This window comes from Catenulispora sp. EB89, from assembly GCF_041261445.1.
Lineage (GTDB): Bacteria > Actinomycetota > Actinomycetes > Streptomycetales > Catenulisporaceae > Catenulispora.
Genome location: NZ_JBGCCU010000010.1, coordinates 110,431 through 136,170, shown reverse-complemented (window position 1 = coordinate 136,170; position 25,740 = coordinate 110,431). Strand labels below are relative to the sequence as shown.

Annotated in this window: 25 protein-coding genes; 13 read left to right on the top strand and 12 right to left on the bottom strand. The window is 70.9% G+C overall.

Annotated features, from left to right (window positions below; genetic code table 11):
* Nucleotides 1–30 precede the first annotated feature (30 nt).
* The 6 genes from ABH920_RS22690 to ABH920_RS22665 all read right to left on the bottom strand — a co-directional run bounded on the left by ABH920_RS22690 (nucleotide 31) and on the right by ABH920_RS22665 (nucleotide 5,242).
* The gene (locus ABH920_RS22690) at nucleotides 31–432 is read right to left on the bottom strand and encodes a DUF1003 domain-containing protein (RefSeq protein ID WP_370351090.1); all 402 of its coding nucleotides are present in this window, start codon (nucleotides 430–432) and stop codon (nucleotides 31–33) included.
* Nucleotides 433–556: 124 nt separating this feature from the next.
* Nucleotides 557–1,270 (bottom strand): SigB/SigF/SigG family RNA polymerase sigma factor, encoded by a 714-nt coding sequence (locus ABH920_RS22685; RefSeq protein WP_370351089.1) that lies wholly within the window; start codon nucleotides 1,268–1,270, stop codon nucleotides 557–559.
* A gap of 447 nt (nucleotides 1,271–1,717) precedes the next feature.
* Nucleotides 1,718–2,242, bottom strand: a complete 525-nt coding sequence (locus ABH920_RS22680) for a hypothetical protein (RefSeq protein ID WP_370351088.1) — start codon at nucleotides 2,240–2,242, stop codon at nucleotides 1,718–1,720.
* The gene (locus ABH920_RS22675; protein ID WP_370351087.1) at nucleotides 2,239–2,820 is read right to left on the bottom strand and encodes a hypothetical protein; all 582 of its coding nucleotides are present in this window, start codon (nucleotides 2,818–2,820) and stop codon (nucleotides 2,239–2,241) included. Before ABH920_RS22675 ends, ABH920_RS22680 begins: the two co-directional genes overlap by 4 nt.
* A 122-nt stretch (nucleotides 2,821–2,942) precedes the next feature.
* Nucleotides 2,943–4,583 (bottom strand): F0F1 ATP synthase subunit alpha, encoded by a 1,641-nt coding sequence (gene atpA, locus ABH920_RS22670; RefSeq protein WP_370351086.1) that lies wholly within the window; start codon nucleotides 4,581–4,583, stop codon nucleotides 2,943–2,945.
* Between the two features lie 224 nt (nucleotides 4,584–4,807).
* Nucleotides 4,808–5,242 (bottom strand): hypothetical protein, encoded by a 435-nt coding sequence (locus ABH920_RS22665; RefSeq protein WP_370351085.1) that lies wholly within the window; start codon nucleotides 5,240–5,242, stop codon nucleotides 4,808–4,810.
* 315 nt (nucleotides 5,243–5,557) lie between these two features.
* Between ABH920_RS22665 and ABH920_RS22660 the strand changes: the two genes are divergently transcribed.
* Nucleotides 5,558–6,718, top strand: coding sequence for a glycosyltransferase (locus ABH920_RS22660; RefSeq protein WP_370351084.1), 1,161 nt, complete (start codon nucleotides 5,558–5,560; stop codon nucleotides 6,716–6,718).
* The gene (locus tag ABH920_RS22655) at nucleotides 6,715–8,253 is read left to right on the top strand and encodes a glycoside hydrolase family 130 protein (protein WP_370351083.1); all 1,539 of its coding nucleotides are present in this window, start codon (nucleotides 6,715–6,717) and stop codon (nucleotides 8,251–8,253) included. The genes ABH920_RS22660 and ABH920_RS22655 overlap by 4 nt, the downstream gene beginning before the upstream one ends.
* Nucleotides 8,254–8,305: 52 nt before the next feature.
* Here ABH920_RS22655 and ABH920_RS22650 read toward each other — a convergent pair whose 3' ends face one another.
* Together ABH920_RS22650 and ABH920_RS22645 are read right to left on the bottom strand one after the other, a co-directional pair.
* Nucleotides 8,306–9,283 carry a YihY/virulence factor BrkB family protein gene (locus tag ABH920_RS22650; RefSeq protein ID WP_370351082.1) on the bottom strand — a complete coding sequence of 326 codons (978 nt, stop codon included), beginning with the start codon at nucleotides 9,281–9,283 and terminating at the stop codon, nucleotides 8,306–8,308.
* A 13-nt stretch (nucleotides 9,284–9,296) separates the two neighbouring features.
* Nucleotides 9,297–9,587 (bottom strand): hypothetical protein, encoded by a 291-nt coding sequence (locus tag ABH920_RS22645; protein WP_370351081.1) that lies wholly within the window; start codon nucleotides 9,585–9,587, stop codon nucleotides 9,297–9,299.
* Between the two features lie 169 nt (nucleotides 9,588–9,756).
* Between ABH920_RS22645 and ABH920_RS22640 the strand changes: the two genes are divergently transcribed.
* Together ABH920_RS22640 and ABH920_RS22635 are read left to right on the top strand one after the other, a co-directional pair.
* A complete protein-coding gene (locus tag ABH920_RS22640) occupies nucleotides 9,757–10,623 on the top strand; it encodes a patatin-like phospholipase family protein (protein WP_370351080.1) in 867 nt (288 codons plus the stop codon).
* A gap of 290 nt (nucleotides 10,624–10,913) precedes the next feature.
* Complete coding sequence (locus tag ABH920_RS22635) at nucleotides 10,914–11,387, top strand: Hsp20/alpha crystallin family protein (RefSeq protein WP_370351079.1); 474 nt, start codon at nucleotides 10,914–10,916, stop codon at nucleotides 11,385–11,387.
* A gap of 157 nt (nucleotides 11,388–11,544) precedes the next feature.
* On the opposite strand, the gene ABH920_RS22630 is transcribed toward ABH920_RS22635, so the two are convergent.
* Entirely contained in the window at nucleotides 11,545–12,309 is a 765-nt protein-coding gene (locus ABH920_RS22630; RefSeq protein WP_370351078.1) for a class I SAM-dependent methyltransferase, read from the bottom strand.
* A 58-nt stretch (nucleotides 12,310–12,367) separates the two neighbouring features.
* Complete coding sequence (locus tag ABH920_RS22625; RefSeq protein WP_370351077.1) at nucleotides 12,368–13,339, bottom strand: phosphotransferase family protein; 972 nt, start codon at nucleotides 13,337–13,339, stop codon at nucleotides 12,368–12,370.
* Nucleotides 13,340–13,674: 335 nt separating this feature from the next.
* Here ABH920_RS22625 and ABH920_RS22620 point away from each other — a divergent pair, with 335 nt between their 5' ends.
* From ABH920_RS22620 to ABH920_RS22585, 8 genes are all read left to right on the top strand, one after another.
* Nucleotides 13,675–15,261 (top strand): ABC transporter substrate-binding protein, encoded by a 1,587-nt coding sequence (locus ABH920_RS22620; RefSeq protein ID WP_370351076.1) that lies wholly within the window; start codon nucleotides 13,675–13,677, stop codon nucleotides 15,259–15,261.
* A gap of 86 nt (nucleotides 15,262–15,347) precedes the next feature.
* On the top strand, nucleotides 15,348–16,304 hold the full coding sequence (locus tag ABH920_RS22615) for an ABC transporter permease (protein ID WP_370351075.1): 957 nt from the start codon (nucleotides 15,348–15,350) through the stop codon (nucleotides 16,302–16,304).
* A gap of 32 nt (nucleotides 16,305–16,336) precedes the next feature.
* The gene (locus ABH920_RS22610) at nucleotides 16,337–17,140 is read left to right on the top strand and encodes an ABC transporter permease (RefSeq protein ID WP_370351074.1); all 804 of its coding nucleotides are present in this window, start codon (nucleotides 16,337–16,339) and stop codon (nucleotides 17,138–17,140) included.
* Complete coding sequence (locus ABH920_RS22605) at nucleotides 17,137–19,014, top strand: ABC transporter ATP-binding protein (protein ID WP_370351073.1); 1,878 nt, start codon at nucleotides 17,137–17,139, stop codon at nucleotides 19,012–19,014. The genes ABH920_RS22610 and ABH920_RS22605 overlap by 4 nt, the downstream gene beginning before the upstream one ends.
* A gap of 8 nt (nucleotides 19,015–19,022) precedes the next feature.
* Nucleotides 19,023–19,949 carry an alpha/beta fold hydrolase gene (locus ABH920_RS22600; RefSeq protein WP_370351072.1) on the top strand — a complete coding sequence of 309 codons (927 nt, stop codon included), beginning with the start codon at nucleotides 19,023–19,025 and terminating at the stop codon, nucleotides 19,947–19,949.
* Nucleotides 19,946–21,100 (top strand): aromatic ring-hydroxylating dioxygenase subunit alpha, encoded by a 1,155-nt coding sequence (locus ABH920_RS22595; protein ID WP_370351071.1) that lies wholly within the window; start codon nucleotides 19,946–19,948, stop codon nucleotides 21,098–21,100. Before ABH920_RS22600 ends, ABH920_RS22595 begins: the two co-directional genes overlap by 4 nt.
* 52 nt (nucleotides 21,101–21,152) lie before the next feature.
* Nucleotides 21,153–22,388 (top strand): NAD(P)/FAD-dependent oxidoreductase, encoded by a 1,236-nt coding sequence (locus tag ABH920_RS22590; protein WP_370351070.1) that lies wholly within the window; start codon nucleotides 21,153–21,155, stop codon nucleotides 22,386–22,388.
* 14 nt (nucleotides 22,389–22,402) lie between these two features.
* Nucleotides 22,403–24,337 carry a prolyl oligopeptidase family serine peptidase gene (locus ABH920_RS22585; RefSeq protein ID WP_370351069.1) on the top strand — a complete coding sequence of 645 codons (1,935 nt, stop codon included), beginning with the start codon at nucleotides 22,403–22,405 and terminating at the stop codon, nucleotides 24,335–24,337.
* Nucleotides 24,338–24,382: 45 nt separating this feature from the next.
* Here the strand turns inward: ABH920_RS22585 and ABH920_RS22580 are convergent, their stop codons facing one another.
* A complete protein-coding gene (locus ABH920_RS22580) occupies nucleotides 24,383–25,027 on the bottom strand; it encodes a hypothetical protein (protein ID WP_370351068.1) in 645 nt (214 codons plus the stop codon).
* A gap of 21 nt (nucleotides 25,028–25,048) precedes the next feature.
* Entirely contained in the window at nucleotides 25,049–25,573 is a 525-nt protein-coding gene (locus ABH920_RS22575) for a TetR/AcrR family transcriptional regulator (protein WP_370351232.1), read from the bottom strand.
* Between the two features lie 14 nt (nucleotides 25,574–25,587).
* Between ABH920_RS22575 and ABH920_RS22570 the strand changes: the two genes are divergently transcribed.
* A complete protein-coding gene (locus ABH920_RS22570) occupies nucleotides 25,588–25,740 on the top strand; it encodes a hypothetical protein (protein WP_370351067.1) in 153 nt (50 codons plus the stop codon).

Here is a 25,740-nt window from a genome sequence, read left to right as displayed (position 1 = left end):
CCAGCCCGCGGCGGCCCGTTCTGTGCGGCACTATCGCGTTTCCGATCCCGCCGGCAGCCGGTTGTGGAGCTCGGTGGTCATGGCGTGGATGGCCCGGGTCAGGTCGGTGTTGGACTTGAGCTCCAGTTCCGACTCGACGAAGTCGTGGTCGGCCTTGGCCTGTTGGAAGGACGCCTGCCGGTTCTGGCCGATCATGACGAACGTCGACAGGAAGATCGCCTCCAGGGACACCACCAGGGTCAGCGTGGGCCAGGGGTTGGTCTCGACGAACAGCATCCAGCCGACGAAGATCACCGCGTGCAGGTAGACGAACATCATGGAGCCGGCGAACTTGGTGATCGCGTCGGCGATGCGCAGCTGGACGTCGGCAGCCCTGGTGGCGTGGTGCGCGGCGACGGCTGGATGGTGTCGGGACGGGTCGGAAACGCTCATCGAAGGGTTCTCCTCGGAAGTGGCCGCCGGGGTTTCGGCGGGCGCGGTCGACACCGCTGCCGGCCGCGCCCGGGACCGGCGGGGCTGTGAAAGTGCAGGACTGCGGGACTGTAGACCGGCGGGATCAGCCGGCGTGCGCTCTGAGCCGGCCGAGGATCTGGGCGAGGAGACGGGAGACCTGCATCTGCGAGACTCCGAGCTCCGCGCTGATCTCGGTCTGCGTCATGCCCCGGAAGAAGCGCATGAGCAGGATCTTCTTCTCCCGTTCGGACAGTGTCGCCAGCAGCGGCCGCAGGGTCTCCCGGTCGATGACGTTCTGGATGCCGCGGTCGTCGGCGCCCAGCAGGTCGCTCAGCAAAGAGCCGCCTCCGTCCTCGACGGCGGTCGGCACGTCCAGGGACGCCAGGGCGTGCAGCCCGGACGCCTCGATCGCGTCGACGACCGCGGCCGCGTCGACGCCCAGCGGCACCGCCAGTTCCTGGACGGTCGGAGCCCGGTGCAGCCGCTGCGAGAGGTCCTCGGTGGCGTCCCGCAGCTCGCCGGCGAGTTCCTGGACCCGCCGCGGCACGTGGACCGCCCAGGTCGTGTCCCGGAAGTAGCGCTTGAGCTCCCCGAGGATCGTGGGGGTGGCGAAGGCGAGGAACCCGGCGCCGAAGTCGGGGTCGAAGTGGTCGACCGCCTTGACCAGGCCGACGTAGGCGGCCTGCAGGAAGTCCTCCGCGGACTGGCCGCGCACGCCGTAGCGGGACGCCAGGTGGCGCGCGTAGGGCATGTACTCGGTGATCACGGCGACCCGCAGAGCGGCCCGTTCGGCGTCGCCGGGGGGCAGGCGGTGCATCCGGTCCAAAGACCGCAGCGCCGCGGCCCGCTGATCGGTCCGGTCGCGGCCGTTGCGATCGAGACCGCGGACGATCCGCGGCTCCGCCGCGCACCCGCCGAGCCGGCTCCGCCGGTCCGTCCGCGAACGGTGCGGTTGATCTCGTGAAGCGTGTGGTCGGACCTCGTGTGTCGGTGTGCTGACAGAGGTTGTGCCCATGGAACGCCCTACGCTTTCGCATATGGGGCGTCGGCTGCGTGGGAGGGCTTTCGCGGCCAAGGTGAAACCGGTGCCTGCCCCGACCGCATACGGCGCGTCGGAATTCACGGCGCCAAAGTCTGGGGCGTATGAAGTTACTGTCAGAGTAGCGCCGATCGGTAGGGCGCGTATACAGCGTCCATACTTCGTGCCCAGCGTGCAGCGATGCCGCGCCTCGCGGGGTGAGACGCGGCATCGGTCCAGGGGTGCCTACTCGGGGAGGACGACGCCGAGGAAAGCGCGGTAGCGCCGCAGGGCCTGGCGCAGGTCCTCGGTTCCGGGACTGCCCTGCTGCCAGGCGGCCGCCAGATCGGTCCTGCGCGCCTGGAAGGAGCTCAGCAGGGCCGCGGCGATCTCGGCGACGAAGCCGTCGGCGTCACGCACGGACTCCGCCGGGTCCTCCACGAAGCCGACCTGGATCTCGGTCCAGCGGCTGCGGAAGGCTTGCTCCGCCTTGTGGCTCAGGAGCGGTTCGTGGACGACAGGGGTCGAAGTCGTCTCCGTCGTCGTGTCCGTCGGCCCCGCCGTCGACGTGTCCGTCGGCGCCTCCGGCTCCTCGGGCTCCGCGGCCATGGGCGTCTCCGTTGTCACCTCCATCGGCGTCTCCGGCTCCGGTGCCGGCACCGACTCCGGCACCGGCAGCCGCTCCTCGGTGAGCACACCCCCGTCGTCGGCCCACCGATGGGTCGGTTCGGTCGGGAGGGTGTCCTGGTTCATGACCGGCTCGGCGCTCACAAGGTGGCCTCCGATTCCTTGGTCCCGCGCGGAACCACGGCGCCGGGCTCGGTGAGCAGGTCGTCGAGGAACGTTTGGTACTGCATCAGGGCTTCGCGCTTCACCTCGGTCGGTATCGACGTCGAATCGGTTCGCACCCGTTCGCTGACCCACAGCGCCTGGCGGTAGTTCGCCAGGACGCCTCCGTGCCGGACCGAGAGCAGCGCCAGCTGCTCGCCGCGGTCGTCGACGGGGTAGCCCCGGGCCTCGATCAGCCGGGCGATCAGCTGCTCGGCGCCCGAAAGGGCGGCCGACGGGTCGTCGAGGAAGCCGCTGCGGATGTTCTCCCAGTACGTGGTGTAGAAGTCCCGGTCGGCCGCGCTGATCGGTTCCAGGCGCAGCCGGCCGTACATCTGGCTGCGCCGGGCCAGTTCCCGGTCCGCGGCCTGCTGGCCGCCGTACTCGGCGCTCGCCCGGGCGTATTCGGGCCCGAACGAGGTCCGCATCCGGCGCTTGGCGTTCTCTCGCCGTCTGGTGTACACCACGACGGCGATGACCAGGACGATCACGACGATGGTGATGATCGCGACTGTGATCATGGGGCCTCCTCAAGGGGCTTGTCGCCCATGAGTACCCGAATCGCAGAATCCAAACAGAGCGGCGCGAAAACCCCACACGGCCCCGGATCGCCGGGCCCACGGCGGGTCCGGCGATCCCGCCGTCACCGGGCCTTGACGTGCTTGGCGACGGTGAGCTGGCCGACGTCGTCCTCGTCCATCGCGTCGACCTTGCTCTGGTCGGCCAGCAGTGTGCCGTCGCCGAGCTCGAAGCCGCGCTTGAACTGCGCGACGCCGTCCTTGAACGCCGTGACGGTGTCGTCGGAGAGCTGACCGGTCTCGCGGATCGTGGCCAGCACACCGGCGTGGTCGGTCTTCAGGAAGGAGATGAACTCCTTCTCGAAGCGGCGCACGTCGGCCACCGGCACATCATCGATCGAGCCCGAGGTGCCGATCCAGATCGAGGCCACCTGCTCCTCCACCGGATACGGCTCGTACTGGCCCTGCTTGAGCAGCTCGACCATCCGCTGGCCGCGGGACAGCTGGGCCTTGGAGGCGTCGTCCAGGTCCGAGGCGAAAGCAGCGAACGCCTCCAGGTCACGGAACTGGGCCAGGTCCACGCGCAGCGAACCAGACACCGAACGCATCGCCCGCACCTGCGCCGAACCACCGACCCGGGACACCGAGGTACCCACGTTGATCGCCGGACGGACACCGGAGTTGAACAAGTCGGTCTCGAAGAAGCACTGACCGTCGGTGATGGAGATGACGTTGGTCGGAATGAACGCCGAGATGTCGTTCGCCTTGGTCTCGATCACCGGCAGACCGGTCATGGAACCGGCACCCATGTCATCGGACAGCTTCGCGCAACGCTCCAGCAGACGCGAGTGCAGATAGAACACGTCACCCGGGTACGCCTCGCGCCCCGGCGGACGACGCAGCAGCAGCGACATCGACCGGTAGGCCTCAGCCTGCTTGGTCAAGTCGTCGAAAACGATCAGAACGTGCTTGCCGTCATACATCCAGTGCTGGCCGATGGCCGAGCCGGTGTACGGCGCCAGGTACTTGAAACCCGCCGGGTCCGAAGCCGGGGAGGCCACGATCGTCGTGTACTCCATCGCGCCGGCCTCCTCCAGCGCGCCCTTGACGGCCGCGATGGTGGAACCCTTCTGACCGATGGCCACGTAGATGCAGCGGACCTGCTTCTTCGGATCGCCCGACGCCCAGTTCTGCTTCTGGTTGATGATCGTGTCCACAGCCACCGCGGTCTTGCCGGTCTGCCGGTCACCGATGATCAGCTGACGCTGGCCACGGCCGATCGGGGTCATCGAGTCGATGGCCTTGATACCGGTCTGCAACGGCTCCTTCACCGACTGCCGAGCCATGACACCAGGCGCCTGCAGCTCCAGGATGCGGGTGCCCTCAGCCTCGATCGGACCCAGACCGTCGATCGGCTCACCCAGCGGGTTCACCACCCGGCCCATGAACTTGTCACCCACCGGGGTGGACAGGATCTCGCCGGTGCGCCGCACGGACTGGCCTTCTGCGATTCGCTCGTAGTCGCCGAGCACGACCACGCCGATCTCGCGGACGTCCAGGTTCAGGGCGATGCCCAGGGTGCCGTCCTCGAACTTCAGCAGCTCGTTGGTCATGGCCGAGGGCAGACCGTCGACCTTGGCGATGCCGTCACCGATCACCGTGACGGACCCGACCTCGTCCCGTGGCGCCGTCGTCGTCTTGTAGGAGTCGACGAAACGCTCCAGCGCGTCGCGGATCTCCTGCGGACGGATCGTGAGTTCCGTCATGAGTGTTCCTGTCCTCTTGGGTGGGACGCGCTTCGTTCACAGAAGTACAACCCGGCCAGATCGACCACTACATAAGGGCGCGAGCGGGTGTCGAACGTTAGAACGTGCCGCAGGTGTGCAAAGCGTCACCAGGGTCCAGGGGACCGCCCGGATCAGCCGGGCGTACCGCCACTCTAGCCCCTCGGCGGCCGGAACATCCGCCGAGGGGAAGGCCGCGCTCCTCGTCAGCCGTCCTTGCCCTCGGCGCGCTGATTGGCGATGTCGATGCGGTTGCGCCGGCTGTCGGCGACGACGAATCCCAGCGCCAGCGCCAGCACGACGATGGCGACGATCCACATGAAGTTCGCGGCGAAGCCGATCAGGCCGCAGAGCAGAGCCACCGACAGCGCGCCGATCATGACGGCGTCCGGGCCCCTCTTCTGGCTGAGCAGCCGCTTGAGCTGTTCGTTCAGCCTGAGCTCCCGGCCGGAACGGGGCGGTCGGGGAGATTGCGAGGACTGCGAGGACTGCGGAGGGACGCCGCCGCGCACCCGCGTTTCGTTGTCGGGCGTGGTGACCTGGCGATACTCAGTCGTATGAAGGCTACGGGCGCCGATGACGTCGTTCCTGTCGGGTCTCATCGTGAGACCACCGATCTCCCTCCGGTCGCGAAGGGACAAAAGCTCTACTTGGGCTTATTTACACCTTACGCCTGTTAGACCTCGATATACCGAAGACTGCGGTATCAACGGAACGGTCCGTCCGACGCACGCAGGCCTGCTACCGTGGGATGCGATACCGCCCTTCAGCGACGGTGCAACCTGCCGGAACAGCGGAGCAGTCTGCTCCGCGCCCTTGGTACCCGGCCAGGGCCCGTGGTCGTCCCGACACCGCGATCGCCTCGGACATCCCATCTCGAGCGCAGGCTCGTCAGCCGTGCTCGGTCCACGCCTCGATCGACGCTGTCACCTCCCCGAACCAGTAAGGGCTCCGCCATGACCGCTTTTGGATTCCTCAGTACGTACCCGCCCACCCAATGCGGTGTGGCGACCTTCAGCGCGGCGCTGCTGAAGCACCTCACGCCCCAGGGCTCGGGCGACCGGGCCGCCGTCGTCCGGATCGTCGACGCCGCGCAGCCGGCGGTCTACCCGGACGTGGTCGCGCAGCTGGTCAACGGCTCGCCGGAGGGGCCGGCCGCGGTGGCGCGGGTGCTCGACCGCTTCGACGTCGCCATCGTGCAGCACGAGTACGGCATCTACGGCGGCCGTGACGGCGCGGACGTTATCCAGGTCCTGACCCACCTGAACGTTCCGGCGATCGTGGTGCTGCACACGGTGCTTTCCGCCCCCTCGCCGCACCAGCGGCAGGTGCTGGAGCGGATCGCGGACGCCGCCGCGGCGGTCGTGGTCATGTCCGACACGGCCGCCCGGCTGCTGAACGAGTCCTACCTCGTCGACGCCCGCAAGGTCTCGGTGATCCCGCACGGCGCGCCCGGCGTCCGGCGGCTGTCCCCGCCGGCGGCGTTCGACCCGTTCGCCCCGCCCGCGCCGAGCCGCCCGCGCCCGACGATCCTGACCTGGGGCCTGATCGGACCCGGCAAGGGCATCGAATGGGCGATCGAGGCGTTCGCCGGCCTGGCCGGCGTCGATCCGGCGCCGCGCTACCTGATCGCGGGCCGGACCCACCCCAAGGTCCTGGCCCGGGACGGCGAGGCGTACCGGGACTCCCTGAAGGCCCGAGCGCAGGCCCTGGGCGTGTCCGCCGACGTCGAATTCGATCCCGCCTACCGCACCACCGCCGCGCTGACCGACCTCGTCCGGCAGGCCGACGTCGTGCTGCTGCCCTACGACTCGACCGAGCAGGCCACCTCGGGCGTGCTCATCGAGGCCGTCGCCGCCCGCCGCCCGATCGTGGCCACCCGGTTCCCGCACGCGGTGGAACTGCTGGCCGACGGCGCCGGCCTGCTGGTGCCGCACCGGGACGTCGCCGCCACGACCGAGGCCCTGCGCTCGGTGCTGACCCGCCCCGGGCTGGCGGCGGCGATGACCGCGGCGTCCGGCCGCGTCGCCCCGGCCCTGGAATGGTCCGCGGTCGCGGCCTCCTACCGCGCGCTGGCCGCCTCGCTGATCGGCGCTCGGGCCAAGGCCACCGCGTGACCGGGACGGCGGTCCGCCGAGAGGAGCCGACGATCGAGACCCTCGATGCCGCACCGCACAACGGCGTCCGGGCGGACCTCGTGGTCCGAGGCGGAGCGCGGCTGCGCCACGACCCCCGCCGGGTCGTCACCGACCTGTTCGTCCCCGGCGAGGAACTGCCCGGCAGCGTCTCGCGCGCGGCGATGGTGTTCGAGCGCATCATGGCCCTGGACGACGACACGGTCGACCGCGCCTACACCCGCACCCTGGCGGACTTCTCGACGCGGCACCGGGATCTGGAGAAGACGTTCGCAGAGCACTCCGAAACCGTCGGCCATCGCATAGCGGCCGGAGCGCAGGTCTCGGACCGGCGTCGTCTGCTCATCGGCGCCTACTTCACCCGCGAATACGCGATCGAGGCCGCTGCCCTGACCAACCCTTCCCTGGTCGAACACCCCGATCAGAGCGGTCTGGCCCCGGGGTGTCTCCGCTTCGTGCTGAGTGCGCGCGCCATCGGCGAAGGACACTTGTCCTGCGTCGAGTTCCGCACCGGCGTGATCGGGCCGGACGGGACCGTCGCGGTGGACGAGCCGTCGCGGTTCGCGAGCGCCGGCCGGCCCCGCGCGTCGCGGTACGACCGGAGATTCTTCGAGCACGGGCTGGCCGCAGCAGGGGACGACAACGAAGTCCACTCCTACCTCCTGCACCGCCTTCCGGCACAGTTCACCGACGCAGACCTCGAACACGTGCTGGCCGACGTCCCGGCGGGTCTGATGGCCCGCAACGGCGCGCACGCCGCGATCGAGAGCATCCGGCTGGTCGCGGCGTGCCAGTACGTGCTGGAATTCCCCCAGGACACCGACCTCTCCGAGCGGGTGCTGCGGCCGATCAGCCCCACTGATTCGCGCGGAATGGAAGACGCCCGCTTCGTCCGCTTCGTCGACGAGGGCGGAGCCGCCGGTTATCGCGCCACCTACAACGCCTTCGACGGCTTCACCACCGCACCCCAGCTGATCGAGACCGAGGACCTCCGGGTGTTCCGCGTCTCCCCGCTGCTCGGCCCGGCCGCGCGGAACAAGGGCATGGCACTGTTCCCCCGGCTCGTCGGCGGAGTCCACATGGCTCTTTCCCGATGGGACCGCGAGAGCACCTCCGTCGCCACCTCCGCGGACGGACGCGTCTGGGGCGACGCGCAGCCGCTGAGGAGACCGGAGCTGAGCTGGGACCTTGTCCAGCGCGGCAACTGCGGGTCGCCCATCGAGACCCCGGAGGGGTGGCTGGTGCTGACCCACGGCGTCGGTCCGATGCGCGTCTACGGCATCGGCGCGATGATGCTGGACCTGGAGGATCCCCGGAAGGTCGTCGGCAGCCTCAACGGGCCGCTGCTGACCCCGGACGCCGAAGAGCGCGACGGTTATGTGCCCAACGTCGTGTACTCGTGCGGTGCGATCCGCCACGGTGAGAACCTCGTCATCCCCTACGGCTTCAGCGATGTGGGCATCGGTTTCGCCACCGTCCGGCTCCCGGAGCTCATCGACGCGATGCGGAACGGATGACGCCGCGGGCTTCCGCGTCACCCGAGCCGCACCGATCTGGAAGGCAGGCTCGTCATCGCCCGGCATCGTCGACGGTGACGTCCACGGTGACCTCGTCGTGCCGTTCCTCGACCTTGGCGTAGGCGGTGAAGGACTCGCGGTCGGCTTCGGTGTAGGGCGGCGGGAGCAGGCTGCGCGGCCACAGACCCCTGGTACGCACCATGTCGGCCTCGACCACGAAGAGCGTGAGCTGTGCCTGGATGTGCAGCCAGGACAGCAGCCCGAGGACGAGCCCGAACACCCCGTACAGCGTGCTGGCGTGGCGCAGCTCGTGGCCGATCAGGTAGCCGCCCGCGGCCTGCAGGATCTGCCAGGCCACCGCCGCGAGCACCGCCCCGGTGCGCAGCGCGCGGGTGGGCACCTCGGCGGCCGTGGTGATCCGGAAGCCCAGCCAGAACAGCGCGATGTTCAACGCCAGCGACGTCGCGAACGCCGCCGCGCGCACCCCCGCCTGCACCAGCACCGGCAGGTGGGAGACGCCCTCGGCGATGCCGGACAGCGCGGTGGTCGTCAGGACCCCCAGGCCGATCACCCCGATCGCCGCGAAGCTGCGGAACTGCGACCCGGGGAAGCCGGGTCGGCGCTTGTACGGCACGGCCCAGACCGTGTTGAAGGCGTACTGTGCCGCGTTCGCGACGCCCCGGGCGCCGACCAGCGTGCCGAGCAGCCCCAGGACCAGGCTCAACCCGGTCCGGTGCAGGCCGGACACGTTCGTCCGCAGCGCACCGCCGATCACCGGGAAGTCCGCGAGCGCGGAACCGAGCGCCTTCTGCTGAAGCGCCGGATGGCCGTGGAGCACGACGCCCAGGACGACGACCAGCACCAACAGCAGCGGGAACACTGCCAGGAACGCGTAGTAGGCGATGACCGCGCCGAGGGAGCCGGCCCGGTCATCGCTGAACTTCCTGCCGACGGCGACCGGGAACCCCGCCCAGGGGTGCCGCTGCTGGTAGGAGTCGAAGCGCCGCACGGCTGCGCGGATCCGGTTCACCGTTCCCGCGGGACTAGGCGGCGGTGCGGAACAGCCGCACCACGACGCCGCCGACCAGCAGGTAGGCCAGCGCTGCCAGGCCGTAGTCGACGAAGACGGTGAGCTTCGCGTTGTCGAAGGAGAACAAGGACTTGAAGCCCCAGGCCAGCTTGGCGGCCACGTCGCCGATGTCCTTCACGACCGTGGAGGTCGTCGAGGCGTCGGCGAAGACGAGGATGATGTGCACGATCAGGATGATCGCGATGACGGCGAAGAGCGCTGATATGAAGCGGGCGATGCCTGATCCGGAGCGGCGTTCGTCCATGGTGGACGCCTTCTCTCGTGGGGAGCGGAACACTCTCGTGAAGAGCGTCACAGTTTCCTCACCATGGCCTGATCGCGCGGTTCGAAACGGGGGCACGGATTCACTTCGGCGGTGTCGGGTACGCGGAGGCTCCGGCGCCGAGCGCCGCCCAGGTAGGAGGGACATCTGCATGCCGACAACGGGAAGAGCGGGGCCGGTGGCGTTCGTGCTCGGCGGCGGAGGTCCGCTGGGCGCCTACGAAGTGGGCATGCTCAAAGCCCTGATGGAGCACGGGATCCGGCCGGATCTGATCCTCGGGTCCTCGGTCGGGGCGCTCAACGGCGCCATGATCGCCGCCGATCCCCGGCCGGCGGCGGTCACGCGCCTGGAGCAGCTCTGGATCTCGCTGCGCGAGCACGGCGTGTTCGCCGACACGCTGTTCGCCCAGCTGGGGACCGCGCTGCGCAGCCGGACCCACGTGTTCTCCAACGCCGCGTTGCGCGGCCTGATAGAGCGCGAGTTCGGCACCGCGCAGATCGAGGACCTCACGGTGCCCTTCGAATGCGTCGCCGCGTCGATCGAGCGGGCCGCCGAGCACTGGTTCACGCGGGGCCCGCTGGTCGAAGCCGTCCTGGCCTCCTCCGCCGTACCGGGTCTGCTGCCGGCGGTCCTGGTCGGCGGCGAGCACTTCCTGGACGGCGGGCTGGTGGACGGCGTCCCGGTCGGCCGGGCCCTGGCCTCCGGCGCCCGCACCGTCTACGTGCTGCACGTCGGCCCCATCGACCAGCCGCTGCAGGCCCCGCGCACGCCGCGGGAGGTCGCCGTGGTCGCGTTCGAGATCGCTCGCCGGCACCGGTACGTGCCCGCGCTGAGCAATCCCGTGGCCGGTGTGGACGTCCTCGTGCTGCCCACCGGCGCCCCGGACTCGGCCGCCGATCTGCGGCCCCGCTACGGGCGGCGCGGGCTGGGCCTGGTGCGGGAACGGATCGAGCGCGCCTACGAGGCTTCGATGCCCTTCCTCGCGGAACGCGTGGAGCCCACGGAGCGCGCGTCGTAAAGCGGCCCGTTCGAGAGACCGGCTCAGAAAACATCGATTGTTTGTTTCATTTTCCGAACGTGGGTATGCGGACCCGGCGACACACCAACCGTCGTATGACCGAACGCTATCCATCTTCGAAGGAGTCACTTATGTATATCGGAGCCGGCACAGTTGTCCTCGTTCTCCTCATCGTCGTGGTGGTCATGTTCCTGCGGCGCGGATAAGACGCACCTGCGGTTGTTCGGCGACTACTGCTCCGGCCATAAGGCGGATGCAGTGAAGATTGTCAGTGGTAAAGGAGAAGCACCATGAACTCACCCTTTTCCCGTGATCCCGGAGGCGAAGAACGATCGGACCGGACCTGGGGCCTGCCCTGGGGTCCGCCGGCAGAGCTCGAAGAGCTGGTGGACCGCCTCGGCAGATGGGCCGAGCGGGCCACCGGGGGCCGAGCGCACGGCACACGCTGGACGCCCACGGTTGAGGAGAACGAGACCGCGGACACCTATCGGGTCCGGGTGGAGCTGCCCGGGATCCCGCGCGACCACATCCTCGTCGAGGTCGAAGGCCACCAGCTGTGTGTTCGTGGCGACCTGGACGAGGCCGCGGCGGGGGGAAGCAGCTACCTGGCGGCCCGGGCGGGGAGCTTCGCGTACCGCACGACGCTTCCGGCCGACGCGGACCGCGAAGACGTCCGTGCCGATCTGGCCGACGGCGTGCTGACCGTCACCGTGCCCCGCGCCGGACAGACATCGCGCGTGACAGTCCCGATCAGCGGTACGTGACGGTTCGGCGCCACGCCGGTTCGGGCCTCCGGCGCCGGCGCAGGTCGTGATCTCGTTCCAGCCCTTCCACGAGCGCTCCCCCGAGTTCGCCGCGGTCGCCGGGCATCACCTGGCGACCTGGGCGGCGATCTGAGCGGCGACCTGGTCGCGGCGGTAGTTACCCGATCGCTTCGGGCCTCCGGCGCGCGAGCAGCGAGAAAGCGTTCGGGAGCCGGCCTTCCCATGCCGCCGCGGCGACGTGGTCGGGGCGCCAGAAGGGTTCGGCGTACTCTGCGACGTGCAGTAGTTCCAGGCCGGCGGAGAGTACCGCGTTGATGATCTCCGCCAGGGTGGCCTGCGACTCGACCGCTCCGTGGGCCGGGAACGTGTCGTTGACGTGCGAGCGTGCGAAGTAGCCGCGGTCGGGGCGGATCCGGGGCTCGTCCTCGTCCCAGGTCCACAGGGGCACGGCCGGGTGCGCCTCGTAGACGAACAGGTGCCCTGAGGGGCGCAGTACGCGCGCGACGTCCGCGGCCCACGCGCGCAGGTCCGGGAGCCAGATCAGCGCCCCTTTGCCGGTGTAGACGAGGTCTGCGCAGGCGTCGCGCAGCGGCGCGCCCGGCAGCTCCGCGACCACGTAGTGGCAGGCCGCGCCCAGCTCGTCCGCGCGCCGTTGCGCCGCCGTCGCCGCGACCTGGCTGAAGTCGACGCCGATGACCTGGCGCGCGCCAGCCTTGACCAGGGCGATGTCGTCGAGGCCGTGGCCGCTCTGTAGATGAACGACGTCGGGCGGGGTCGCCAAAATGGGCCGCAGCAGGTCCAGTTCGGCGGCGAACAGCGAGCACTCGTCCCTGGCTTGGGCCAGATGTTCTTGGTATTCGAGGACGTGCTTCTCCGACGCGGCTTCCCACGCGATCCGGTTCCGCCGGCTATCGCTCTCCATGCGCCTACTGTTTCCGCCCGGCTGTGGCAGCGTCCACAGACTTTCTCCCGCCGAAGCCTCACCAGGAGTCGGGCACTCCGTGGGCAACCCAGCGGCGGATCTCTTGTGCCGCCTGGTCGGCGACGCGATGCCCGGCGGGGCGGGTCACCAGATCACTGAGGGCGAACATGTCCATGACCCGCCCGAGGAAGAGCCAGTCGTCGCCGGCCCGCAGGTCGGCGGGCAGGTGGTCGGCGAACGCCGCGCGGAAACCGGCTCGGAACGGGCCGGGGGTGTCGGCGCGGAACCTGACCATGTTGGCGGCGTCAGCATACGGAGATCCGGAGAAGCTGAACTCCCAGTCCAGGATCGCGTCGACCCGCCAACCGCCGCGGGCGCGGGTGACCAGGATGTTCTTGGGGTTCAGGTCGGAGTGGACCAGGCGGGCCTGGTCGTCGACGCCGACCAGGGCCGGGGCGTGGATCGAGCAGAGCTCAGCCCAGGACGTGCGCGTGTCCGCGTCCAACCGCTCCTCGGCCGTGGCCGTCATGCACTGCTCGGCGAACTCGGGGAGCTGCTGCGACCACGAGGGACCCGGCGTGACGCCCAGCCGGGCATCGGCGAAGAACCCAGGCCGGCCGAACCGCACCGAGGAAAGACGAGCGGCGACCCGCCCGACCTCGGCGCCGAGCCGTTCCAACTCCCCGGCGTCGGTCTCGGCATCGCTCCCGGCACCGGTCCCGGCACCGCCGAGCACCTCGCTCAGCGGCGTCCCGGTCACGTACTCCAGCACCATGGCCGACCGGGCGCTGCCGTCCATCGACCCGGCGTCGAGGACCTTGAACACTTGGGGAACGGGAACGTGCGGCCGAGCAGCATCCATGACCGCGGCCTCGATGCCATGATCGGCGGCGCCGAGTCGGACGACGACCTGACCGCCGGCCAGCGTGAGCAACGAGGTCTCATGGGAGAACCCGCCGGCCAAGACCCGCGCCCCGACCACCGAATCGCCTAGCGCCGCCGCCACCTGACGCAACTCCTCGGACACCATCGCCCCAGTATCGCGTGCGAGGCGGCCGCGGCAAGGCTGCGCGGCACCACTTTGGTGGTCATCCGGGTGGCGTAGCGCAGGTAGCGCGCCTCTTGCGCGTCGCGGACGACGCGATCCAGCTGCGCCTGGGCGCCGTGACTGACGCTAAGACCGCGTTCCAGCTGTGCCATCACCGTCTCCGACCACGGCCACCACCGCCGCCACCGCTACAGCTGTAGCGGTGAACTTCTTGATCTCGCAGCCCTTGATGCGTGCGCAGGTCAGCGGCGCGTTGCGACACTTGCGGCGTCAGCAGCACCAATGTTTCCCGAACCGACACTCTGCGGGAGTCGGCTGTGACCGGAACCAGTTACTCACGACGTAGCTTCCTTCGCGACGCGTCCGCTGCCGGGCTCATGCTCGGCCTGGGCGCGTCCTCGCTCGCCGGGTGCGGGCGGCAGCCGTCCATGGCCCAGAGCACCGCGGCACCGACCGGCGCGCCCAAGCCCGGCGGGACGTTGCGCATCGGGATGGTGGGGGCCGGCAAGGGCGAGTCGTTCGACCCCTCGGCCGCCTCCTCCGCACTCATCAACGTCGCCATGACCTGCGCCGTGTTCGATCCGCTGATCACCTACGGGCCGGACATGCGGCTACGGCCGGCGCTGGCGACGTCCTGGACCTCGGACGCCTCCGGCTCGGCCTGGACCTTCGAACTGCGGCCGGGCGTCGCCTGGCACGACGGGAAGCCGTTCACCGCCGACGACGTCATCTACTCCCTCCAATGGATGGAGACGCCCGGCAGCGGACTGGGACCCGCGGTGGCCAACGTCGACACCGCGAAGGTCTGGAAGAAGGACCCGAACACGGTCGTGGTGCCGCTCAAGAGCCCCGACACGCGGTTCCCCGAGACCATCGCGCTGGCGTGGATCGTCCAGGCCGGCGCGAAGGACTTCACCAAGCCGATCGGGACCGGACCGTTCACCTTCGTCTCGCTCGACCAGGGTCAGCAGAGCGTCTGCAAGCGCAATCCGGTCTACTGGGACACCGGCAAGCCGTACGTGGACGAGCTCCGGCTGCTCTCCCTGAAGGACGACACCGCTCGTCTCAACGCCCTGCTGAGCGGGCAGACCGACGTGATGGCCCAGCTGCCGTACGCGCAGGCCAAGTCCTCGATCTCCGAGGACTTCTGGCTGCTGCGCAGTCCCGGGCTCACCGCACAAGCCTTCTACACGGCCATCGATCAGGAGCCGTTCACCGATCCGCGCATCCGTCAGGCGCTGCGGCTGCTGGTCGACCGCCAGCAACTGGTCGATGTCGCCCTCAACGGATTCGGCACCGTGGCCAACGACCTGTACGGCAGGGCCCTGCCGTACTACGACGTCGCCCTGCCGCAGCGCACCCGCGACCTCGCCAAGGCCAAGGACCTGCTCGCGCAGGCCGGGCACGCCTCGGGCCTGACCCTGCGGCTCCAGACCTCAGCGGCGGCACCCGGGATGGTCGAGGCCGCTACGCTCTTCCAGCAGCAGGCCAAAGACGCCGGTGTCACCGTGCGGATCTCGCAGGTCGACCCGGACGCCTACTTCGACCCGACCCGCGACTACCTGACCATGCCGTTCGCGCAGACCGTCTGGCAGGGGATCACGAGCCTGGGCTCGTTCTACCAGACGGCGCTGTTGAAGGGCGCGCCCGGCAACGAGACCCACTGGACGAGCCAGCACACCGCCGACCTGATCAACGCCGGAGTATCCGCACCCGACGACGCCTCGGCACGGATGGCGTGGGACGCCGTCCAGCAGGAGCAATACGACAGCGGCGGCTACATCTGGTGGGGCAACTGCGACAACCTCGACGCCGCCTCGAAGAAGGTCGGCGGCATCGTGCCCGGGGTGTCCCAGAACCTGGGGCTGCCGACCTCGCTCGCGGAAGCGTACTTCGTCGCATGAGCCGCCGACCGCCAGGCTCTCCGAGCCGCACGGCCCACGGGCCCCTGACACGATCTGGATTCCTGTCGTCGCACCCGCTGGCCCGGATGGCGCTCCGGCGCGTCGCCGCCGGCGTGGTCACGCTGCTGGTCCTGTCCGTCCTGGTCTTCGCCGCGGCCTCGGTGCTGCCCGGCGACGCCGCGAGCGCCGTCCTCGGCAAGCAGGCCAACGGCCAGGCGCTGGCCGACCTGCGGCACCGCATGGGTCTGGACCAGTCGATCCCGGTCCAGTACTGGCACTGGCTGACCGGGCTGCTGCACGGCGACCTCGGCGACTCCGCCGCCGGATTCGCCTCCGGCGGCCAGGTCAGCGTCTGGAGCCAGGTCTCCGGAAAGCTCGGCGACTCGGCGGTCCTGGCGCTGTGCGCGTTCGTCCCGATCGCCGTGGTCTCGGTGCTGCTCGGCGTGTATTCGGCGCTGCGCGCCGGACGCTGGCAGGACCACCTGATCTCGGTGACGACCCTGGTGCCCTCGGCGCTGCCGGAGTTCGTGCTCGGCACCGTGCTGCTGGCCGTCTTCTTCGGCTGGCTGGACGTGCTGCCGCCGGTGTCGGTCGTGGCTCCGGGCAGCAGCCCGCTGGCCACTCCGTCCGTGCTGGTGCTCCCGGTGCTGACGCTGGTCGGGGTGACGGCGGGACCGGCGGCGCGGATGGTCCGGGCCGGAATGCTGGAGGCGCTGGGCGCCGACACGGTGGCGGTGGCGCGGCTCAACGGCATCGCCGAGGGCCGGGTCGTGCGCCGGTACGCGCTGCGCAACGCGATCGCGCCGAGCATCCAGGTCTTCGCGCTCGTTGCGCAGTACCTCGTCGGCGGCCTGCTGATCGTCGAGTACCTGTTCGGCTACCCCGGTATCGGCAAGGAGCTGGTCGACGCGGTCAGCATCCACGACAACACGGAGGTCCAGTCGGTGACCATGCTGCTGGCGGCCTTCTACATCGCCACCACGATCGTCGCGGACCTCGCGGTGATGGCGGCGGTGCCCAAGCTGCGGACCGGTGCCGCATGAGCAGCCGGACGACTCAGGTCAGGACTCGGGTGGTGACTCGGGTGATACCCAGGACCGTCTCCGGACGCGTCGGGCTGGCGCTGCTGCTCCTGGTGGTCCTGATCGCCCTGACCGGGACCTGGTTCGCGCCGCACGACCCGAACCGGACGCTGGCCGCGCCCTACACGCCGCCCAGCGGCCGGCTCCCGCTGGGCGCCGACTTCCTGGGCCGCGACGTGCTCTCCCGGGTCCTGAGCGGCGGACGCAGCGTCCTGCTGTACTCGGGCCTGGCGACGCTGCTGGCCTATGCCGGCGGCCTGACGATCGGCCTGGTGGCCGGCTACTCGCGGTCGTGGCTGGACAGCGTCCTGATGCGGGCCGTGGACGTCCTGCTGTCCTTCCCCGCTCTGGTGTTCCTGCTGCTGCTGGCGACCGCCGCCGGACGCGGCATCGGCTCGGTGGTGATCGCCAGCGCGGTGGTCCAGCTGCCGCCGATCGCACGCATCGTCAAAACCGCCGCGCTGGAGCAGTCGGTGCGCGGTTACGTCGAGGCTGCGGTGGCCCGGGGCGAGAGCACCTTCTCCGTGCTGCGCAGAGAGATCCTGCCGAACATCTCGCGCACCCTGGCCGCCGACATCGGGCTGCGGTTCACCTGGTCGGTGCTGCTGATCGCCAGCGTCAACTTCCTCGGGCTGGGGCTGCAACCGCCGGCGGCGGACTGGGGCCTGATGGTCTCGGAGAACCGCGGCGGCGCCGCGCTGAACCCGTCGGCGATGCTCATCCCGGCCGCCCTGCTGGGCGTGCTGACGCTCGCGATCAACCTGCTCGGCGACGACATGTCCGGAGGAGACCGATGAGCGGACCAGCGGTTGACGGCGCTCCCATCCTCACCGTCCGGGACCTGCGGATCCAGACCGCCGCCGGCGCGGAGATCGTCGGCGGTGTCGACCTGGCACTGGAGCACGGACAGACGCTCGGCATCGTCGGCGAGTCCGGGAGCGGGAAGACCACCATGGCGCTGGCGCTGCTCGGCTACGCCGCACGCGGCGCCCGGATCGCCGGCGGCGAGGTCGAGGTCGACGGCGAATCCCTGCTCGGCCTGTCCGAGAGTGCGTTGCGCGAGGTGCGGGGACGGCTGATCTCGTACGTCCCGCAGGACGCGGGGCCGGCGCTCAACCCGTCGCTACGGATCGGCGCTTCGATCGGCGACGTGATCAGGACCCGCGGCGTTGAGGGGACGTCGCGGATCAGAGGACTGCTGGCGGCGGTCGACCTGCCGGACACGGACGCCTTCGCCCGCCGCCTGCCGCACCAGCTGTCCGGCGGACAGCAGCAGCGGGTCACCATCGCGATGGCGCTGGGCTGCGAACCACCGGTCGTGGTCATGGACGAGCCGACCACCGGGCTCGACGTCGTGACGCAGCAGAGCGTGCTGCGGGAAGTACGACGGCTGCGGGAGGAGCGCGGCGTCTCCATCGTCTACGTCTCGCACGACCTGGCCGTCGTCTCGCAGATCGCCGACCGGATGGCCGTCATGTACGCGGGGCGCGTGGTGGAGGAAGGGCCGACCGCGGACCTGCTGAACAACCCGCGGCATCCATATACCAGGGGCCTGATCCAGTCGATCCCGAACCACCGGCAGCCGACCGCCCTGGTCCCGATGGAGGGCACCGCGCTCGGCGTCGAGGACCGGCCGACCGGATGCCCCTTCGCGCCGCGCTGCCCGCAGCAGACCGACGCCTGTGTCGAGGCGCTGCCGGAGCTGATCGACCTCGGCCCCGGCCCGGGCCCGGGCCCGGGCCCGGAGCTTATCGACCTCGACCCCGCCGTCGACCCCACCCTCGCCCCCGGCGGCCGACACCTGGTCCGCTGCCTGCACCACGCCGCCACACCGCCGGTCGAGGCCGGTCCGGCGCTGGGCTCCCACAAGGAGGCAGCGGCCCGGGCGGCGGCGTTGAGCGTCACCGGACTGCGCGCCACGCACCGGGGCCGCGCCGAAACCGTCGTCGCGGCCGAGGACATCACCTTCGACGTCGCGGCCGGCGAGTGCGTGGCCCTGGTCGGGGAGTCCGGCAGCGGCAAGTCGACGATCGCGCGCTGCCTGGTCGGTCTGCACCGCCCGGAGGCCGGGACGATCACCCTGGCCGGGACGGAGCTCGCCGACCGGATCCGCAAGCGCACCGTCGAGCAGCGGCGCGGCATCCAGTACGTCTTCCAGAACCCGTTCCAGTCGCTCAACCCCCGGCGCCGCATCGGCGAAGACCTCGCGCGCCCCGGCCGCGTGCTGCGCGGCCTGTCCGCGGCCGACGCCCGGGCGGAGGTCCCCGCGCTGCTGGAGCGGGTACGGCTGCCCGCCCGGCTGGCGGACCGCTTCCCGCACCAGCTCTCCGGCGGCGAGCGCCAGCGCGTCGCCATCGCCCGCGCCCTGGCCGCCCGGCCCGACGTGCTGGTCTGCGACGAGGTCACCTCGGCTCTGGACGTCTCGGTACAGGCGGCGATCATCGAGGTGCTGGCGAGCCTGCGCGCCGACCTCGGCGTGGCGGTGCTGCTCATCACCCACGACATCGGCGTCGTCGCGGTCGCCGCCGACCGGGTCCTGGTGCTGGAACACGGTCTGGTCTGCGAGAGCGGCCCGACCGGGCAGATCCTGCGAGCGCCGCAGCACCCTTACACCCGGCGGCTGATCGCCGCCGCGCCGACGCTGGCCCGGCACCCCGGAGGAGAGCCGTGAGAAGGAACGTGAGTGTCACCACGGATGAGGGATTCCGGTTGTCCTGCACGGTTTCCGGCAGCGGCGGACGGCTGCTGATCGGGCTGCACGGCGGCCCCGGCGGCGACGGCGGCGGGTACCTGGATCCGCTGCACCGGTTGGCCGGCGCCGACCGCACCGTGGTCACCTTCGACCAGCTCGGGACGGGGAAGTCCGACGTCCCGGGCCCGGAGTACGAGTGGACGGTCCGAGGCGCGGCCGCGGACGTCGAAGCCGTCCGCCGGTACTTCGCCGCCGAGCTCGGCGACCGGCCCGGCGGCGGGCTCGGCGGGACCGAGATCCTGGGCCATTCCTGGGGCGGGATGCTGGCGCTTCAGTACGTCCTGGACCGCCCCGCCCGAGCTGACCGGCTCGTGCTGTCCAACACGGCGGCCAGCACCGCGCGGATCACCATCGGCTTCCTGGACCAGCTCCGCGCGACCCTGTCGGCGTCCGAGACGGCCGCCGCGATCACCGCCGACATGCTCGGCGACCACGATGCGCCGGCGTACCGGTCGGCCGTCACGCGCTGGCTCGCACGCTTCGCGACGGAAGGGGACATGGACGCCGCCGAACTGGCCACGGCCGAGGCCCTGTCCCCCGGCCCGGCGGGCCGCGGGCTGTGGGGCTACCGGCTCTGGTTCGCCGACGGCGCGCTGCGCGACTGGGACGTCGAGGCGCGCCTGGCCGAGATCGCCGTCCCGACTCTGGTCGTCCACGGCGGCCGGGACATGTCCGACGCTTCCACCAACCGCGTCATGGCCGAAGGCATCCCCGGCGCGGAGTGGCTGACCCTGAACCACAACGGCCACACCATCTTCGAGGCCGCCAACGCCGACTGCTATCTCGCCCTCATCCGCGCGTTCCTGGACGGCTGGCCGCTCAGTGCAGAAGAAGAGTCAGGAGACCAAAAATGACCGCCGCCTATAGCGAAACCGTCCAGCAGCACATCGCCGCCCGCACCGGCATGCCCCGCGAGCTCTACACCTCGCCGGAGCTGTACGAGGCCGAACTCGCCGCAGTGTTCCAGCGCAGCTGGCTGTACGCCGGCCACGTGTCGGAGATCGCCCGGCCGGGACAGTACCTGACCGTGGCCAGCGGCGACGAGAGCGTCATCGTCGCGCGCGGCAACGACGAGACGATCTCAGCGTTCTACAACGTGTGCCGCCACCGCGGCGCGCGCCTGGTCGATGAGGGCTGCGGCAGCGCACGGCGCTTCGTGTGCCCCTACCACCAGTGGACTTACCGCCTGGACGGGTCGTTGCTCGGCGCGCCCAGGATGGGCAAGGACTTCGATCCGGCGGAGCATCCGCTGCCGACCGTGGCCGTCGAGGTCTGGCAGGGCCTGGTCTTCGTCAACCTCGCCGCCGACCCCGGGCCGGGCGTCGGTGCCCTGTTCGCCGACGGCGAGGCCGTCGTCGCGCCGTTCGCGCTGGCCGAGGCGCGGGTCGCGCACACCGAGGACTACCTGGTCGCGGCGAACTGGAAGCTGGTCTGGGAGAACGCCCAGGAGTGCTACCACTGCATGGCGAACCACCCCGAGTTCCTGAAGGCCTTCGACCTCGCCTCGATCAACGAGCCCGACTGGCGGGAGTGCGACGTCCAGCGCAGCGACGACCGGCGCGTGCAGTACGCGAAGCTGCCGCTGCGGTCCGACGCGGTGTCGCTGACCGTGGACGGCCGGCCGGCGGTCGCCAAGCTGCTCGGCGAGTTCGCCGCCGGGCGCGAGCCGTACACCGTCGCGATCCACCTGAAGCCGACGGTCGCGGTGGTGTGCAGCCCTGACTACGCGATCATCCTGACGGACTCCCCCGACGGGCTCGGCAGCACCAAGGTGCGGGTCAGCTGGCTCGTCCACCCTTCCGCCGAGGCCGGCACGGACTACGACGTCGACAACCTCATCAAGGTCTGGGACCAGACCAACCGGCAGGACTGGAAACTGTGCGAGCGCGCGCAGCTGGGTGTCAGGTCGCAGTCGTACGTGCCGGGGCCGCTGGCCGCCGACGAGGCTTCCGTCCTGGACTTCTACCGGGCTTACGCGCAGCTCCTGGCCGACGCCGGACTTTAGAACCTTGGAACCTCGACCGACGACGAACCGACGACACGAAGAAGAGGTACTGATGTCTGACCACTCCGACTACGAGGTCGCCGACGTCATCGTCGTGGGGGCGGGCGTGCTCGGCACGTCGGTGGCCCACCATCTGCTCACCCGCGGCGCGGGCCGGGTCGTGGTGGTCGAGGCCGGGACCTCGGCGGCGGCCACCTCGGGCGCCGGGGCGGGCTTCGTCGGCCTGTGGGCAGCCGGATACGCGCACTTCTTGACCGAGACCGAGCTCGCCCTGGAGCAGTACGGCATCGACTTCTACCGGTCGCTGGCCGAGGCCGACCCCACCGTCGAGTGCAAGGTCAACGGCAACCTCTACCTGGCCACCACCGAGGAGGGCTGGAAGAGCTGGGTCGAGCCGGTCGTCGGGCACCGGCTGGCCCCGGCCGGGACGCGTGAGGTGTCCCCGGCCCAGGTGGCCGAGGTGACCGGCGGCGTCGTTCCGGCGGAGGCGGTCTTCGGCGGTGCTCTGCACCCCGGCGGGATCCAGATCAGCGCGGGGCGCGCCACCCGGGCGCTCGCCGCGCGGGTCGCCGAGCTCGGCGGCGAGCTCAGGGAACGGACCCGGGTCACCGAGCTGCTCGTGAGCGACGGCGCCGTGGCCGGGGTGCGCACCGATGCCGGGGACATCCACGCGCCGAAGGTGGTGCTGGCGTGCGGGGCATGGACGAACGAACTGCTGGCGGCGGTCGGGTGGCGGGTGCCGCTGCTGCGGATGGTGGCGACGCGGGTGGTGTCCCCGCCGTCCGGGGTGCCGGGCACGATGCCGACCCTCATGGTCCCGGACCTGTACGGGCTCTGGGTCCGGGAGCATCGCGGCGGCCTCACCTGGGGCAACGGCGACGGGTACGCGCCGTCGTACGAGATGGGCAGCGCGGTGGGTGTCACAAGCCGGCCGGGTTTCCCAGAGCTGGTCGAACGGCTCGACAAGGCGCTGGTGCCGAAGCTGCGGGCTCTGGTGCCGGCGCACGACATCTCGATGTCGTGGTGGCTTCAGGGGATTCCGTGCATGACGCCGGACCGGAAGTTCCTCGCCGGTCCGGTGCCGGGCGTCGAGGGGCTGCACGTCCTCACCGGTGACAACGAGGCCGGGGTCACGCACGGTCCGGGGCTCGGGCGGTTGCTGGCGGAAGTGGTGCTGGACGGCGGATCGGACTGGGTGGACCCGTCGTCCTACCGGCTCGACCGGTTCGCGCCGGAGGACTTCGCGACGGAGAAGGCCGTGCTCGAAGCGATGCCGGCTCGGCGATAGGGATGACGAACGGGATGACGATGAAGCGGGCTGACACTGTCGCCGAGTTCTTCGACCGGGTCGAGGGCCGGGACGGCGACCTGGACAACGCGGTCGAGCTGGCCGTGTCGCCTGACGGCCGGGCGGTCGCGTTCACTGCTTTGGTGACGGCGAAGGGGGAGGCTGAGCCGGTCCGGCGGATCGCGGTGCTCGACCTCGACTCCGGTGCGCTGCTCGGCGGTCTCGACACCGCGCCGGAGGGCAGCGCGCCGTGCTGGTCGCCGGACGGTCGGCGGCTGGCCTGGATCGGCGCCGGTCCGGAAGGCGAGATCGTCGTCGGGAGTTCTGAGCTGGTGGTCGAAGCGCGCTATGCGGTGCCCGGGTTCCCCGAGAGCATCGGGTGGCGCCCGGACGGCGGGGCCTTGTCGGTCTGCTCGGCCGAGCCCGGCGCGTCCCGGTCGGACGTCCACGGCTCGGGCTATCTACCGGGGGACGCCTCGCTGCCCAGCTGGCTGCCTGAGGTCTCCGGAGCCGGATCCCCGTCCGGCGGGCGCCGCGTATGGCTGGTGGAGCTCGCGGGCTCCGAGGCGACCTGCGTTTCGCCGTCCGGGACCACGGTCTGGCAGGCGGCGTGGGCCGGGCCCGGGTCCGTGGTGTGCGTGGCGTCGGAAGGGCCCACCGAGTCGGACTGGTACGGCGCCGAGTTGGCCGTCCTGGACGTCGCCTCCGGCCGGCTGCGCAGTGTTCTGCGACCGGAGGCCCAGATCGGCATCCCGGCGGCGAATCCGTCAGGCACGCTGGTCTCGGCGGTGGCGGGTTGGATGAGCGACCGCGGCCTGTACGCCGGGCGCCTCACGGTCGTCGACGTGGCCACCGGAGGCGTCACCGAATTCGGGGACGACATCACGGCCCAGATCTGGACGGACGACGACCATGTGTTGTTCGCCGCGCTGCACGGCCTGGACACGGTGATCGGCGAGTACACGGTCTCCTCGGGAGCGTGCCGGACCCTGTGGCGGACGTCGCAGACCTGCGGCGACCTGCTGCCCGACCTGGCCGCGTCCGGGGGCACGACGGCCCTGGTCGCCCACGGCTACGGACAGCCGCGCGCCGTCGCGACGCTCGGCGCGGACGGCGCCGCGGAACGCCGGCTGTCCCTGGCGCACGCGGGCTCGCGGTATCTGGCCGCCGCCGGCGGCACGTCCGAACCGGTGGCGTGGCAGGGGCCGGACGGCCGCACGATCGAGGGCATCCTGGTCACCCCGTCCGGGCCCGGCCCGCATCCGCTGGTCGTCCACCTCCACGGCGGCCCGGTGTGGGCCTGGCGCGACGAGTGGTCGATGCACTTTCCGCTGACGCCGCTGCTGGCCGCGCACGGCTACGCCGTGCTGCACCCCAACATGCGCGGCGGCATCGGGCGCGGCCAGGACTTCGTCCGCGCGGGGCTGCACGACATGGGCGGCGCCGACGCCACCGACATCCTGGCGGGCGTCGACGCGCTCGTCGCGGCCGGCCGCGTCGACCCGCGGCGGATCGGCGTCACCGGCAACAGCTACGGCGGCTTCATGTCGGCGTGGCTGGTGGCGACCTCAGACCGCTTCGCCGCCGCGGTGATCCGCTCGCCGGTGACCGACTGGGTCAGCCAGCACTTCGCCTCCAACCTCCCCGGCTTCGACCGCCTGTGCCTGACCGGCGACCCGTCCGATCCGGCCTCGGACTACCGCCTCCGCAGCCCGCTGTATCTGGCCGCGCAGGTCCGGACGCCGGTCCTGCTCGTCGCCGGCGCGAAGGACCTCGCGACCCCGCCGGAGCAGGCCGCGATATTCCACCGCGCGCTGGTCGAGCACGGCCGCGAGAGCACTCTGGTGATCTACCCGGAGGAGGGACACGGGGTGCGGCAGCGACCGGCCTTGATCGACCTCAGCGTCCGCATGCTCGAGTTCTTCGATCGGCATCTGGCGGACGACTGACAATGGCAATGGCAATGGCAATGGCAAAGGTCTGAGCCCGCCGGACTACAGCACGTCCCGCCAGAACCGCACCGTCGCCTGCGGAGACTCGGGCACGCGGTCCGGGGCCGGCTCGTCCGCACCCTCGTCCGCACCCTCGTCCGCGAATTCGGCTAGGACCCATTCGGCCAGGTCGGCGCCGTAGTAGATGGTGTCGGTGTGGTAGACGGACAGGACCGGATGGCCGTGGGTGCCGCGGCCGGCCGGCAGGAAGCGATGCGCGTACACAGGCACCAGCACCGGGACCTCGGCCAACTCCTTCCGAGCCACCGACAGCGCGTCTTCCAGAGCCTCCGGCCGTGGACCCCATTCCTCAAGCCAGAATCCGTAGTGCTCGACGTAGTTCTCCACGCACTCAAGCGGCCAGGCCACCTGCCTGCGCAACGCCGCACGGTCGCCGTCACGCCAGTCCGGCCACGGCTCGGCCCAGGCCCGCAGGACGCCGGGCGGGTCGTCGTACGGCACGCTGACCGGCAGGCCGGCGGCGAGAAACGCCCGGTGGTCGTCGGCGAACCGGAACCCGAACTCGTCCTCGATCCGGGCGAACTCCTCGTCGGTCAGGCCCGGCTCGATCTCGCACTCGGCCGCACCCCACCGCCGCAGGCGGCGGGCAGCCTCCGCGCCGAGTTCGATGCCTGTCTTCGTGCTCATCGGCACACCATAGCGGTGGGCTCAGGCTGCCGGAACAGATCGCGGGAGCACGCCCTCCATCAGCAGCTCCACAGCGCGGTCTGCGGACTGCGGGGCGGTGCGGGTGGCGGCGGTCAGGAACATGAGCAACTCCGCGATGCCGATGTCGGGCCGTGCGGCGCCGGCGTCCTGGGCCCGGGACAGCAGCGGCGCGGCGGCCTCGTACAACGCCTCGTGCCACGCGGTCGCCTGGGGCGGCTCGACGTCGGCGGGACCCGGATGGTCGGCGAGGAACGCCTCCCGGAGCAGGCGGCTGGTGGCGACGTGCGCTGCGACGGCGCGCAGCCACGTCGTCAGGGCCGCACCCGGGTCCGGGGCCGCCGAGAGGTCCCGGGCGCTGTCGCAGAGCTCGCCGATCCGCTGCTCGTACACGGCCTCGATCGGCCGCGCCCGGGTCGGGAAGTGCCGGTAGAGCGTGGCGTTGCCGACGCCCGCGAGCCGGGCGATCTCGTCCAGCGAAGCGGCCGCGCCATGGCTGCTCAGCACGCTGTCGGCGGCCGTGAGCAGCCGTTCGCGGTTGCGTGCGGCGTCGGCGCGAATGGGTCGCCAACCTCTACCGGCTCAACGGCGCCCCGGGCTCCGGCGGCACCGAGACCCGCGGCATGGACCTGGTCCGCGTCGTCGACGGCCGGATCGTCGAGCACTGGTTCTTCGTCGAGCCGGACCGGGTCTGA